We start from the raw sequence: 13,968 nt of genomic DNA on the forward strand, positions 1-13,968 counted from the left end.
GGGTGCCCACCCTACGTTAAACGGTGGGCACAACCCGTGCCCACCGTGTTAAACTTATGAATTCCGAGGAGCGTTGCGACGAAAGGTCTCTCTTTCGCCAGGCTCGGATCATCAACACCGCGCTCACGTTACTTTTTTCTTAACATGAAAGGAGGGCGTGATGAGCGCCGTACTGAAAAACACTTCCCAGGATTACCTCGTTGCCGACATCGGCCTCGCCGCATGGGGCGAGAAGGAAATCCGCATCGCCGAAACCGAAATGCCGGGCCTGATGGCCATCCGCGAGGAATATGCCGCCAGCCAGCCGCTGAAGGGTGCGCGCATCGCCGGTTCGCTGCACATGACCATCCAGACCGCCGTTCTGATCCGCACGCTGGAAGCCCTCGGCGCGCAAGTGCGCTGGGCGTCGTGCAATATCTACTCGACCCAGGACCACGCTGCCGCCGCCATCGCGTCGGTCGGCACCCCGGTGTTCGCCATCAAGGGCGAAACCCTGGACGAGTACTGGGAATACACCCACCGCATCTTCGAATGGCCGGGCGACAACCACGCCAACATGATCCTGGACGATGGCGGCGACGCCACCCTGCTGCTGCACCTGGGCGTGCGTGCCGAGAAGGACATCTCGGTGCTGGACAAGCCGGGTTCGGAAGAAGAAATCTGCCTGTTCAACGCGATCAAGGGCCGCCTGGCTGTCGATCCGCAGTGGTATTCGAAGCGTCTGCCGGCAATCAAGGGCGTGACCGAAGAAACCACCACCGGCGTGCACCGCCTGTACCAGATGCACCAGGAAGGCAAGCTGGCCTTCCCGGCAATCAACGTCAACGACTCCGTCACCAAGTCGAAGTTCGACAACCTGTACGGCTGCCGCGAATCGCTGGTCGACGGTATCAAGCGCGCGACTGACGTGATGATCGCCGGTAAGATCGCCGTCATCGCCGGCTATGGCGACGTCGGTAAAGGTTCGGCACAAGCCATGCGCGCGCTGTCGGCCCAGGTCTGGGTTACCGAGATCGATCCGATCTGCGCGCTGCAGGCTGCGATGGAAGGCTACCGCGTCGTGACCATGGACTACGCTGCCGAACACGGCGACATCTTCGTCACCTGCACCGGCAACTACCATGTGATCACCGAAGCGCACATGCAGAAGATGAAGGACCAGGCGATCGTCTGCAACATCGGCCACTTCGACAACGAAATCGAAGTCGCGGCGCTGAAGAAGTACGAGTGGGAAAACATCAAGCCGCAAGTCGACCACGTGATCTTCCCGGACGGCAAGCGCATCATCCTGCTGGCCGAAGGCCGCCTGGTGAACCTGGGCTGCGGCACCGGTCACCCGTCCTACGTGATGAGTTCCTCGTTCGCGAACCAGACCATCGCCCAGATCGAGCTGTTCGCCAACACGGACAAGTACCCGGTCGGCGTGTACACCCTGCCGAAGCACCTGGACGAGAAGGTCGCGCGCCTGCAGCTCAAAAAGCTGAATGCGCAGCTGACCACGCTGACCGACGAGCAGGCTGCTTACATCTCCGTCAGCAAGGAAGGTCCGTACAAGCCGGATCATTACCGCTACTAATTAGTAGTCTGGTAAGCTTTCCGTGATAGGCGCTATCCACCCGGATAGCGCCGGCCCTCTTACGCCTTCACGAAAGACACCGATATGCGCCTGCTCCTGACCTGGTTGATCAACGCCGCCGCCCTGATGGCCTTGCCGTTCTTGATGCACTCCGTGACCGTCACCAACATTGGAGCCGCCCTCGTGGCTGCGCTGGTGCTGGGCCTGGTCAACACCGTCATCCGTCCCGTGCTGGTCGTCCTGACCTTGCCGGTGACGCTGGTGTCGCTCGGGCTGTTCATTCTGGTCATCAATGCCTTGCTGTTCTGGCTGGTCGCGCACCTGGTCGAGGGCTTCCATGTCGCCGGATTCTGGTCGGCCTTCCTGGCGGCGATCCTGTACAGCGTGATTTCGTGGGCGCTTTCTACCTTACTCCTGAATAAAGATGGAAACCCCTAATATCAGCATCGAGTTTTTCCCGCCCAAGACCCCCGAGGGCACGGAAAAGCTGCGCGTGGCGCGCCAGAAGCTGGCGGAGCTGCAGCCTAAATATTTCTCGGTGACCTTCGGCGCCGGTGGCAGCACCCAGCAGGGGACGCTGGACACCGTGCTCGAGATCCAGTCCGAAGGCCATATCGGCGCGCCGCACCTGTCCTGCGTCGGCGGCACCCGCGAATCGATCCGCGGCATCCTGCGCGAGTTCCAGTCGCATAACATCCGCCGCCTGGTGGCCCTGCGCGGCGACTTGCCGAGCGGTTATGGCGGCGCCGGCGAACTGCGCTATGCCAGCGACCTGGTCGAGTTCATCCGCCAGGAAACCGGCGACTGGTTCCACATCGAAGTCGCGGCCTATCCGGAGATGCACCCGCAGGCGCGTTCCCCGCAGGACGACCTGCAGGCGTTCGCGCGCAAGGTGCAGGCCGGCGCGAATGCGGCCATCACCCAGTATTTCTACAACCCGGACGCCTATTTCCAGTTCGTCGACAATGTCGCCAAACTGGGCGTGGACATCCCCATCGTGGCCGGCATCATGCCGATCACGAACTACACCCAGCTGATGCGTTTCTCGGAGATGTGCGGCGCCGAGATTCCGCGCTGGATTCGTTTAAAACTGGCCAGCTTCGGCGACGACAGCGCTTCGATCAAGGCCTTCGGCCTGGACGTGGTCAGCCAGCTGTGCGAGAAGCTGCTGGCGGGCGGCGCGCCCGGCCTGCATTTCTACAGCATGAACCAGGCGGCGGCCACCACCGCCATCTGGCAGCGTCTGCAGGGTTCGCGCACCAGCGCTTAACAGCCCGCAGACAACAAAAGCCCGCGTGCCAAAAGTCCGCGGGCTTTTTTGATTTGTGATCCGCAGTCACAAATCGCTCAACGCGGCCAACGCGCTCAACGAATGTTGCTACGCTCGGTCACGATCGCATCCAGCGGTACATCGTGCGGACCATGCCCGAACTGCGCCTCCTGGTTGCTGTAGGCGATGCCCAGCGTGAGCGGACGCGGTACCAGTTCGAGCGTGCGGTCGTAGTAACCGCCGCCATAGCCCAGCCGATAATTTTCCGCATTAAAACCCAGGCAGGGAATCAGCAGGGCAGGGGGGCGTTCGACGAAGCGCAGTGTGGCCGGCACCGCCACGCCCATCTCGTCGGCCAGCATGGGCTCGTCCAGCTGCCATTCGGTGAAGGCGAGCGGGGCGTTGCGTTCCATCACCACCGGCAGCGCCAGGCGCACGCCGGCCAGCGCCAGCTCGGCATAGGCGGCGCGCAGGTCGGGCTCGCCGGCCAGCGGCCAGTAAACGCCGACCGTATCCATCTGGCGCAGCCGCCACCAGGCGACGACCTGGGCGCCGATATGGGCGTCCCATTGGACCTTGATTGCCGGGTCAAGCCCCCCACGTGCGGTTCTGAGCGCTTTACGCAGCGCTGCTTTGGCGGCTGTGGCATCGGCCGTCACGCTTGAGGTGTGGTCTGGCAGGCCCGAGAGCGGGCGTGGTATTCTTGAATCGCCGGTCATGGATGAAATGAAGCGTACATTGAGGTTGGTTTGATGTTTCCGTTGAAATTGTTAGCCGGCGCAAGTTTTGCTGCCTCTACCCTGTTGTCCCTTGCCCCTGCGCTGGCCCAGACGGCCCAGCCTGGAGCGCCCGCAGCGTCCCCAGTGACCACCGTGCCAGCAAGCCCCGCCGCAGCGCCGGCGACAGGCTTGCCGCAGGCGGCTGCCACGGACGCGGCGCGCGAGCAGGATGCGATCTTCCTGCAGCTGCGCGATGCTGCGCGCCAGAACGATGCCGCCAAGGCGGCCGAGCTGGCGGCGCGCCTGCCCGGCTACGCGATTCCCTCGTATGTCGACTATTATCGTCTCAAACCGCGTCTGGGCAGCGCATCGAACGAGGAAGTCCTGGATTTCCTGAAGCGCTACGAGGGCAGCGCGATCGCCGACCGCCTGCGCAACGACTGGCTGCTGGAACTGGGCCGCAAGCGCGACTGGCTGAACTTCGACCGCGAACTGCCGCTGTTCGTCAAGAACGACGACTACCAGGTCAAGTGCTACGCGCTGCTGTCGCGCGCCGTCAAAGGGCAGAACGTGGCGTCCGAAGCACGCGCGCTGCTCGACAATCCACCGCTGTACGGCGAAGCCTGCGCGGCCCTGGTCGCCCAGCTGGCCCAGTCCGGCCAATTCACCAACGCCGATCTGCTGGCCCAGCTGCGCCTGGCCGGCGAGATGCACGCCACCGGCCCCTCGCGCCGTACCGCGCTGCTGCTGGGCGCTTCCGATACGCGTGCCGCGCAGGCGGTCGACGTCCCGGCGCTGGCGATGGCGCGCGGCATCGGCACTACCCGCGCCGAGCACGAGATCTACCTGGTCGCGGTCGGCCGCATGGCGCGTACGAGTCTCAAATTGGCGACCGTCGCGCTGAACAAGAATGCGCCCAAGCTGTCTGCCGAGGAAAAGGCGATCGGCTGGTCGAACATCGCCCTGGCCGCCTCGCTGGTGCTGGCGCCCGAAGCCTACGACTACTGGCAGCGCGCCGCCGGCGCCCCGCTGTCGGAAACCCAGGCCGAGTGGAAGACCCGGATCGCGCTGCGCCGCGGCGACTGGAAGATGGTACGCGCCACCATCGAAGCGATGCCGGCGGACCAGCGCGCGCTGTCGGCCTGGACATATTGGCTGGGTCGCGCCCACCAGGCCCAGGGCCGGAAAGAGGATGCGCAGGCGCTGTTCCGCCGCATCGCCGACCAGAACAATTTCTATGGGCAACTGGCACTAGAGGAAATCGGCCAGCAGATCTCGATCCCGCCCAGCGCCATGGGACAAACCGCGCCGACCGCCGCCGAGCTGGCGCAGATGGCCGCCAATCCCGGCTTCAAACGCGCCCTGAAATTCTTCAGCCTGCGCCTGCGCTTCGAAGGCACGCGCGAATGGAACTGGACGCTGCAGAACTTTTCCGACCGTCAACTGCTGGTGGCGGCCGAATATGCGCGTCAGAACGAGATCCTCGACCGTATGGTGAACACCTCGGAGCGCACCCGCACCGAGTTCGACTACACCCAGCGCTTCCCGGCCCCGCACAACGACATCCTGCACCCGACCGCGCAGGGGCTGGGCCTGGACCAGGCCTGGGTGTATGGCCTGATCCGCCAGGAATCGCGCTTCATTTCCGATGCCCAGTCCGGCGTCGGCGCGTCCGGTTTGATGCAGGTGATGCCTTCGACCGGCAAATGGGTGGCGGAAAAGATCGGCATGACCGATTACGGCCACGGCATGCTGAACGATATCCGCACCAACATCCTGCTCGGCACCAATTACCTGAACATGGTGCTGAACAATGCCGAGGGTTCGCAGGTGCTGGCCACCGCCTCCTATAACGCCGGTCCGGGCCGCACCCGCACCTGGCGCGGCCTGCTGAACGCGCCGATGGAAGGCGCGGTCTGGGTCGAAACCATTCCGTTCGAGGAAACCCGCAACTACGTGCGCAATGTGATGTCGAACGCAACGAACTACGCCGCACTGTTCGAAAAGCGTCCGCAGTCGCTCAAGGCCCGCCTGGGGACGATCATGCCGCGCGGCGGCACGATAGCGCTGCCATGACCGGCCTGTCCTAGGAGTCCAGCATGCGTACGCTGTCGGTAGTGTTGTTCGGAGGAACAGGATTTATCGGCAGCCACCTCGCGGCAAGGCTGGCCGAGCGCAATGTCAGCATCGTCGCCGTCACGCGCCACGAGGCGCATGCGATGCACCTGATGCCGCTGGGCGTGGACATCGTCGAGGCCGACATCCGCGACGATGCCGTGCTGCGCCGGCTGGTGGCGGGCAAGGATGCCGTCATCAACCTGGTCGGCATCCTGCATTCGCAGCGCGGCACGCCCTACGGGCCGCAGTTCCGCCATGTCCACGTCGAGCTGCCGCGGCGCATCGCCGCCGCCTGTGCCGCCGGCGGGGTGCCGCGCTATTTGCACATGAGCGCGCTGGGCGCGTCGCGCAATGGTCCCTCGATGTACCAGCGCTCGAAGGCCGACGGCGAACTGGCCGCCGCCGGCGAGCCGGAGGTCGCGGCCACGATCTTCCGCCCCTCGGTGGTGTTCGGACCGGAAGACAAGTTCCTGAACATGTTCGCGCGCCTGCAGCGCCGTCTGCCGGTGGTGCCGCTGGCCGGGGCGCATGCGCGTTTCCAGCCGGTGTATGTCGGCGATGTTGCCGATGCCTTCGTTCACGCGCTGTTCATGCCGGAAAGCCGTAACAAGACGTACGAGCTGGGCGGTCCGGCGGTGTACACGTTGGCCGAACTGGTGCGCCTGAGTGGGCGCTACGCCGGCCACCCGCGTCCCATCATCCCCTTGCCGGATGCATTGGCGCGCCTGCAGGCCGGCTTCTTCGAGCTGTTGCCCGGCACGCCGCTGATCACGCGCGACAACCTGGATTCCATGAAGGCCGATAATGTTGTCAATCCGTCCAATCAGGCCTTGACAGCGGCGGCGCTCGACATCAAGCTCACGGCGCTCGAGTCCGTCGCGCCGGCCTATCTGGCGCCGACCGGGCAGCTGGACGAGCTGCGCTCCCGGGCGCGGCATGCGCATGCGGAACATCCCCATTCGAAATAGAAAGAGACCATGCAGACTATCGAACTCGACCCGACACTTTCGCAGACCCTCGACCAGGCGCGCCAGGCGGGCCTGACCCTCGTCATCGGCAACAAGAACTATTCGTCGTGGTCGATGCGCCCGTGGGTGGCGGCGGTGGCGGCCGGGATTCCGTTCACCGAAGTCCGCGTGCTGCTCGATCAGCCCGATACCGCCGCCAACATCGCGCGCTTTTCGCACGCCGGCCGCGTGCCCGTGCTGTTGGCCGGCGAGATGACGATCTGGGACAGCCTCGCCATCTGCGAATACCTGGCCGAGCAATTCCCGGAAAAGCACCTGTGGCCGCAGGACGTGGCGGCGCGCGCAATGGCGCGTTCGGTGGTGGCCGAGATGCATTCGGGCTTCCCCGACCTGCGCAGCGCGATGTCGATGAACATCAAGGCGCGCCTGCCGGGCCGCGGCCGCACGCCGGGCGCCCAGGCCGACATCGGCCGCGTCTGCGAGATCTGGGAAGAGTGTCTGGCACGCTTCGGCCACCACCGCTTCCTGTTCGGCGATTTTTCGATCGCCGACGCCTTTTATGCGCCGGTCGTGATGCGCTTTAAAACCTATGGCGTGGCGCTGGCGCCGGCCCTGCAGGCCTATTGCGACCGCATGCAGGCGCACCCGGCCGTGGCGCGCTGGGTCGAGGAGGCGATGAAGGAGACGGAAATCGCCGCCGGCCACGAAGACGAGCTGCCGGAGTAAGGGCGCATGACGATGCAGGCCTATGTCGTCGGCGGCGCCGTGCGCGATGAACTGCTGGGGCTGCCGGTGCAGGACCGAGACTGGGTCGTGGTCGGCGCCACCCCCGAGCAGATGGTGGCCCAGGGTTTCCGGCCGGTCGGCAAGGATTTCCCGGTCTTCCTGCATCCGGACACCCAGGAAGAGTACGCCCTGGCGCGCACCGAGCGCAAGACGGCGCCGGGCTACCACGGCTTCGTGTTCCACACCTCGCCCGATGTGAAACTGGAAGACGACCTGATCCGGCGCGATCTGACCATCAACGCGATGGCGCGCGCGGAGGACGGCAGCATCGTCGATCCCTATGGCGGCCAACAGGATTTGCAGGACCGCATCTTCCGCCACGTATCCGAGGCGTTTACGGAAGACCCGGTGCGCATCCTGCGCCTGGCGCGCTTTGCCGCGCGCTTCCCGGACTTTCGCGTGGCCGAGTCCACGAATGCCCTGATGCGCAAGATGGTCGAGGAGGGCGAGGTCGACGCCCTGGTGCCGGAGCGGGTCTGGCAGGAACTGTCGCGCGGCCTGATGGAGCAGAAGCCCTCGCGCATGTTCGACGTGCTGCGCGACTGCGGCGCCTTGGCGCGCATCCTGCCCGAACTTGACGCACTGTGGGGCGTGCCGCAGCCGCCGCTGCATCATCCGGAAGTCGATACCGGCGTGCACATGATGCTGGTAATCGATTACGCCGCCGAACGCGGTTTCGAATTGCCGGTGCGTTTTGCCGCCCTGATGCACGATCTGGGCAAGGGCCGTACGCCGGAACAGGATTGGCCCAAACACCACGGTCACGAAGGCATGGGGCCGCGCCTGATCAAGGAACTGTCCGCACGCCTGCGCGTGCCGACGGATTGCCGCGACCTGGCCGTGATGACGGCGCGCGAGCACGGCAACGTCAGCCGTGCGCTGGAATTGCGCCCGAACACCATCGTCACCCTGTTCGAACGTTGCGACGCGTTCAGGAAGCCGGAACGCTTCACGCAGATGCTGCTGGCCTCCGAATGCGACGCGCGCGGGCGCGGGCATGAGACGCACGAGATGCGTTACCGGGACTATCCGCAAGCCGGCTACCTGCTGCAGGCCCTGGCAGCGGCGCGTGGTGTGAATGCGGGGGAAATTGCGGGGCGCTATGTGGAGAACAAGGAAAAGATCCCTGAGGCGATCCATGCGGCGCGGGTGTCGGCAGTCAAAGTGGCGCTGAAGGACGTGCGCGACTAGGAACGCTGAAAAAATTTCCTATGCCTTTATGGCAACACCATTGAAATGGCTGAGAAGATCGCCAGATTGCTTGCTGTAGCGCCAGAGCCATTCAGCATGCAAAAGAAGGTGATCTTTCAGTGGATAACGAAAACAAAGAGCCTGGCCCAAATGCGATTCATGCGCCACGATCCTGGAGAGAGCGATATCGCTGGCTCGGCGTCATGCTAGTGGCTGCGTTTGCAGGCTTCGCGCCAGCCCCGCCGCCGCCGAAACCGCCACTATCCGAATATTCTCAGCTTGCCGAGGATCCAGATGAGCCGACCCTGGATCCTTTTGCAAAAGACGCTTGATAAGGATGAATCAAGCGTCAATGCGTAGCGCTTGCGCATCGGAAAATGGACCCGCGCCGCCAGGCTCGGCCGCGCGCCTGCGCACTGCGCTACAATAGCGCCATTGGTGCAGTGCACAAATTCTCCCTCCGACCCCATGCAGGACAAGCCCCTCCGCCGCTGGTTGCACAACCTGATCGGCAAACACGGCCGCCAGCCGGTGCTGGTCAAGGCGCTGAGCGAGCGCGATCGCCGGCGCGTGCTGCGGCATTTCATGGCGCTCGACAGCAGCGACCGCCTGCTGCGTTTCGGCAGCATGTTGCCGGACGACGCGGTCGAGAAGTATGTCGGCAAGATCGATTTTGCCAAAGACATCGTGTTTGGCGTCATCAACCGGCGTTTCCAGCTGGTCGGCGTCGGCCATCTGGCCTTCATGGATAAGCAGGCCCATCCGGACAGCCTGCATGTCACCGAGAAGGAAAAAGTGGCCGAGTTCGGCGTTTCGGTATCGGCGTCGGCACGCGGCAAGGGCGTGGGCACCCGTTTGTTCGAACGCGCGGCGATGCACTGCCGTAATTCGGACGTCGACACCCTCTATATGCAGTGCCTCTCGTCAAACCGCACCATGATGCACATCGCCAGGAAGGCCGGCATGGAGATCAAGCGCGAGTACGGCGAGGCCGACGCCCACCTGCACCTGCCGCCGCCCAGCCCCTCGAGCGTACTGGCCGAGGCGCTGGAAGAGCAGATGGCGAAGATCGATTACACGGTCAAGCTGGCCCAGAAGATCCGCAGCAGGTTCAGACGATCGGCAGGGCCGTCGTCTCCTTGATCTTCTGCAGCGCAAAGCTCGACTTCACGTCCAGCACCGCCGGGTGGCGCAGCAGCGAGCCCATCATGAAGCGCGAGAAGTGGTCCATGTCCTCGACATGCACGCGCAGCAGGAAATCCATCTCCCCCGTCATCGCATAGCAATCCACGACTTCCGGCCAGGCCGACACCGCCTGGGCGAACTCGAAGCGCGGCGAGGTGGCCGGCACACGCGCATTCGGCGCGCCTTCCGCATGCTTTTCCAGACGCACGTTCACATAGGCCAGCAGGCCCAGCCCCAGCTTGTCCGCGTCGAGCAGTGCCACGTACTGGCGGATCACCCCGGCTTCCTCGAGCCGCTTGATGCGGCGCAGGCAGGGCGATGGGGACAGGTTGACCCGCTCGGCCACGTCCTGGTTGGACAGGCGCCCATCGTCCTGCAGAATGGCCAGGATCTTCCGATCGGTTTTATCCAGCTCGATTTTTGACATGAATTTCCCTTGGTCTTCAAATGTGCCGCAATTTTATTGCGCAATTCGTTCGGTGTGGGGAATTGATTGAAATTATATGGCCGGGGCTCAGGCCTATACTGACGATAAGAATGGCGCGGACTCCACCACTTCCGGGGACGACCGCCCGCACAACAATGGAGACACCATGAACGCACCCCTGGACCGCAGCCAGCTGGCGCCGGCGCAGCCTGCGCACGAGATCACCCTCGACGACAAGTGGACGCTGCAGCGCGGCCGCGCCTTCATGACAGGCACCCAGGCGCTGATCCGCCTGCCGATGCTGCAGCATGAGCGCGACCTTGCCGCCGGCCTGAACACCGCCGGCTATATCACCGGCTACCGCGGTTCGCCCGTCACCGCGGTCGACCAGACCGCCATGAAGGCGAAAAAGCACCTGGAAGCGCACAACGTCCACTTCCACCCGGGCATGAACGAAGACCTGGCGGCGACCGCCGTCTGGGGCACCCAGCAAACCAATCTGTTCAAGGACGCCAAGTACGACGGCGTGTTCGCCATGTGGTACGGCAAGGGCCCGGGCGTGGACCGTTGCGGCGACGTCTTCAAGCACGGCAACAACGCCGGCTCCGCCAAGCATGGCGGCGTGCTGGTGCTGGCCGGCGACGACCACGCCGCCAAATCGTCGTCGACCGCGCACCAGTCCGACCACATCCTGCACCACGTCGGCATGCCGGTGCTGTATCCGTCGTCGGTGCAGGAATACATCGATTACGGCCTGCACGCCTGGGCGATGAGCCGTTACAGCGGCCTGTGGGTGTCGATGAAGTGCGTGACCGACATCATCGAGTCCGGCGCCGTGGTCGACCTCGATCCGGAGCGCGTGCAGCCGGTCATCCCGACCGACTTCGCCATGCCGCAGGGCGGCCTTAACATCCGCTGGCCGGACGCCGTGCTGGACCAGGAAGTGCGGATGAACAATTTCAAATGGTACGCGGCGCTGGCCTATGCGCGTGCCAACAAGCTGAACAAGATCATCTGGGACAGCCCGACGCCGAAGATCGGCATCATCACTGCGGGCAAGAGCTACCTGGACACCCGCCAGGCGCTGGCCGACCTCGGCATCGACGAGCAGGCCGCCAGCGAAATCGGCTTGCGCGTCTATAAAGTCGGCATGACCTGGCCGCTGGACTCCGTCGGCGTGCACGAGTTTGCGCAAGGCCTGGACGAGATCATCGTGGTCGAGGAAAAGCGCCAGGTGCTGGAATACGCGCTGAAGGAAGAGCTGTACAACCTGCCGGACGGCGAGCGGCCGCGCGTGGTCGGCAAGTTCGACGATACCGGCGAGTGGAGCATCGAGAGCCGCTCCGGCCGCGGCGACTGGCTGCTGCCCGGTACCTACGAGCTGAACCCGGCCCAGATCGCGCGCGCCATCGCTTCGCGCATCGGCCACTATTGCGCCGGCCATCCGGTGGCGCAGCGCGTCAAGGAACGCATCGCCTACCTGGAAGCCAAGGAAGAAGTGCTGAAGGCGATTCCAGTGAAGGCCAATCCGGAAACCGACCGCATCCCGTTCTTCTGCTCGGGTTGCCCGCACAACAGCTCGACCAAGGTGCCGGACGGTTCGCGCGCGCTGGCCGGCATCGGCTGCCACTACATGGTGCTGTGGATGGACCGCGAGACGTCCACTTTTACGCATATGGGCGCGGAAGGCACGACCTGGATCGGCCAGGCCCCGTTCACCGACGAAAAGCACGTGTTCGCCAACCTCGGCGATGGCACCTATTTCCACTCGGGCGTACTGGCGATCCGCGCCTCGGTGGCGGCCAAGGTCAATATCACCTACAAGATCCTGTACAACGATGCGGTCGCGATGACCGGTGGCCAGACCCACGACGGTCCGCTGGACCCGGCCAAGATCAGCCGCCAGCTGGCGGCCGAAGGCGTCAAGCCGATCATCATCGTGACCGACGAGCCCGAGAAATACCCGGCGGATTATCCGTGGGCCGAAGGCGTCACCGTGCGCCACCGCCTCGAACTGATGGACGTGCAGAAGGAACTGCGCGAGATGCCGGGCGTGTCGGCGATGATCTACGACCAGACCTGCGCCTCGGAAAAGCGCCGCCGCCGCAAGAAGGGCGAATATCCCGACCCGGCCAAGCGCGCCGTGATCAACGAAGCCGTCTGCGAAGGCTGCGGCGATTGCTCGAAGCAGTCGAACTGCCTGTCGGTCGAGCCGCTGGAAACGGAACTGGGCCGCAAGCGCCAGATCAACCAGTCCTCGTGCAATAAAGATTTTTCCTGCGTGACCGGCTTCTGCCCGAGTTTCGTCACCGTCGAAGGCGGCGGCCTCAAGAAGCCGAAGAAGGCTGCTGCGACCTCGCAAGCGCCCGAGGCAGTGCTGCCCGCGCCGCAGATCCCGGCGACCACCGAGCCTTTCGGCATCCTGGTCACGGGCATCGGCGGCACCGGCGTAGTGACGGTCGGCCAGATCCTGGCCGTCGCCGCCCACGTCGAAGGCAAGGGCGCGCTGGTGCTGGACATGAGCGGCCTGGCCCAGAAGGGCGGGCCGGTGATGTCGCACGTGCGCCTGGCCGATAAACAGTCTGACCTGCATTCGACCCGCGTCGGCACCGGCAACGCGGATCTCGTGATCGGCTGCGACCAGATCGTCACCGCCAGCCGCGACGCGCTGTCGCGCATGGGCGAAGGCCGTACCCGCGCCTTCGTCAACAACAGCGGCGCCACCACGGCCGCCTTCATCAAGAACCCGGACTGGCAGTTCCCGGCCGAGGGTTCGAAGGGCGCGATCGTGCAGGCTTGCGGCGCGAACAATGTCGATTTCGTCGATGCCGGCCAGATCGCCACCGCGCTGATGGGCGACGCTATCGCCACCAACATGTTCATGCTCGGCTACGCTTTCCAGAAGGGGCAGGTGCCGCTGCAGGAAGCCTCGATCATGAAGGCGATCGAGCTGAACGGTGTGTCGATTCCGTTCAATAAAGCCGCCTTCAACTGGGGCCGCACCGCCGCGCATGACCTGGCCTCCGTGACCAGGCTGACCACCCCGGCCAAGGTAATCGAGTTCAAGCGCACCCAGTCGCTGGACGACCTGGTCAAACGCCGCGTCGAGCTGCTGACCGCTTACCAGAACGTGGCTTACGCCCAGCAGTACAAGGCTTTCGTGGACCAGGTCCGCGCCGCCGAGGAAAAGCTGGGTAAAGGTACCCGCCTGACGGAGGCCGTGGCGCGCTACCTGCACAAGCTGATGGCCTACAAGGACGAGTACGAAGTCGCGCGCCTGTACACCGATCCGGCCTTCATGGACAAGGTGAACAGCATGTTCGAAGGCGACATCAAGCTGAAGTTCCACCTGGCGCCGCCGCTGCTGGCGAAGAAGGACAAGCAGGGGCACCTGGTCAAGCAGGAATTCGGCCCGTGGATGATGAAGGGCTTCGGCGTGCTGGCGAAACTGAAGGGTCTGCGCGGCACTGCCTTCGATCCGTTCGGTCATACCGAGGAGCGCAAGATGGAGCGTGCGCTGATTGGTGAATACCGCCGCACGGTCGAGGCCCTGCTGCCGAAGCTGACGGCCGGCAACCTGGCGCAAGCCGTGGCGATCGCCAGCATCCCGGAAGACATCCGCGGCTACGGCCACGTGAAGGAGCGCAATCTGGTGGCGGCCAAGCGCAAGGAAGCCGAGCTGATCGCGGCCTTCCATGCGGGTGCAACGGCGTCGCGCGCGGCATAGT

11 protein-coding genes and 1 riboswitch are annotated in these 13,968 nt (G+C 64.4%); of the genes, 9 read left to right on the top strand and 2 right to left on the bottom strand.

The window, feature by feature from the left end; genetic code table 11:
* Positions 1 to 59 precede the first annotated feature (59 nt).
* Positions 60 to 132: riboswitch (S-adenosyl-L-homocysteine riboswitch) on the top strand.
* A gap of 28 nt (positions 133 to 160) precedes the next feature.
* The 3 genes from ahcY (at position 161) to metF (ending at position 2,846) form a co-directional block, all read left to right on the top strand.
* Complete coding sequence (gene ahcY / locus NX782_RS17870) at positions 161 to 1,576, top strand: adenosylhomocysteinase (RefSeq protein WP_258846837.1); 1,416 nt, start codon at positions 161 to 163, stop codon at positions 1,574 to 1,576.
* A gap of 84 nt (positions 1,577 to 1,660) precedes the next feature.
* Complete coding sequence (locus NX782_RS17875) at positions 1,661 to 2,014, top strand: phage holin family protein (protein WP_258846838.1); 354 nt, start codon at positions 1,661 to 1,663, stop codon at positions 2,012 to 2,014.
* A complete protein-coding gene (metF, locus tag NX782_RS17880; RefSeq protein WP_258846839.1) occupies positions 2,001 to 2,846 on the top strand; it encodes a methylenetetrahydrofolate reductase [NAD(P)H] in 846 nt (281 codons plus the stop codon). The genes NX782_RS17875 and metF overlap by 14 nt, the downstream gene beginning before the upstream one ends.
* A 95-nt stretch (positions 2,847 to 2,941) precedes the next feature.
* Here metF and NX782_RS17885 read toward each other — a convergent pair whose 3' ends face one another.
* Entirely contained in the window at positions 2,942 to 3,505 is a 564-nt protein-coding gene (locus NX782_RS17885; protein WP_258846840.1) for a 5-formyltetrahydrofolate cyclo-ligase, read from the bottom strand.
* A gap of 93 nt (positions 3,506 to 3,598) precedes the next feature.
* On the opposite strand from NX782_RS17885, the gene NX782_RS17890 reads away from it, so the two are divergent.
* The 5 genes from NX782_RS17890 to NX782_RS17910 all read left to right on the top strand — a co-directional run bounded on the left by NX782_RS17890 (position 3,599) and on the right by NX782_RS17910 (position 9,771).
* Positions 3,599 to 5,641 (top strand): lytic transglycosylase domain-containing protein, encoded by a 2,043-nt coding sequence (locus NX782_RS17890; protein ID WP_258846841.1) that lies wholly within the window; start codon positions 3,599 to 3,601, stop codon positions 5,639 to 5,641.
* Positions 5,642 to 5,664: 23 nt separating this feature from the next.
* Complete coding sequence (locus NX782_RS17895) at positions 5,665 to 6,651, top strand: complex I NDUFA9 subunit family protein (protein WP_258846842.1); 987 nt, start codon at positions 5,665 to 5,667, stop codon at positions 6,649 to 6,651.
* Positions 6,652 to 6,660: 9 nt separating this feature from the next.
* Positions 6,661 to 7,377, top strand: a complete 717-nt coding sequence (locus tag NX782_RS17900) for a glutathione S-transferase family protein (protein WP_258846843.1) — start codon at positions 6,661 to 6,663, stop codon at positions 7,375 to 7,377.
* A 12-nt stretch (positions 7,378 to 7,389) separates the two neighbouring features.
* Positions 7,390 to 8,628, top strand: coding sequence for a multifunctional CCA addition/repair protein (locus NX782_RS17905; protein WP_258846914.1), 1,239 nt, complete (start codon positions 7,390 to 7,392; stop codon positions 8,626 to 8,628).
* A gap of 468 nt (positions 8,629 to 9,096) precedes the next feature.
* Positions 9,097 to 9,771: a GNAT family N-acetyltransferase gene (locus tag NX782_RS17910; protein WP_258846844.1), complete on the top strand. Its 675-nt coding sequence runs from the start codon at positions 9,097 to 9,099 to the stop codon at positions 9,769 to 9,771.
* Here NX782_RS17910 and NX782_RS17915 read toward each other — a convergent pair.
* Positions 9,740 to 10,240, bottom strand: a complete 501-nt coding sequence (locus NX782_RS17915; RefSeq protein ID WP_258846845.1) for an Lrp/AsnC family transcriptional regulator — start codon at positions 10,238 to 10,240, stop codon at positions 9,740 to 9,742. The genes NX782_RS17910 and NX782_RS17915 overlap by 32 nt on opposite strands.
* Positions 10,241 to 10,406: 166 nt before the next feature.
* On the opposite strand from NX782_RS17915, the gene NX782_RS17920 reads away from it, so the two are divergent.
* On the top strand, positions 10,407 to 13,967 hold the full coding sequence (locus tag NX782_RS17920) for an indolepyruvate ferredoxin oxidoreductase family protein (RefSeq protein ID WP_258846846.1): 3,561 nt from the start codon (positions 10,407 to 10,409) through the stop codon (positions 13,965 to 13,967).
* Position 13,968 lies beyond the last annotated feature (1 nt).

This window comes from Massilia norwichensis, from assembly GCF_024753245.1.
In the GTDB taxonomy this organism is placed as follows: domain Bacteria; phylum Pseudomonadota; class Gammaproteobacteria; order Burkholderiales; family Burkholderiaceae_D; genus Telluria; species Telluria norwichensis.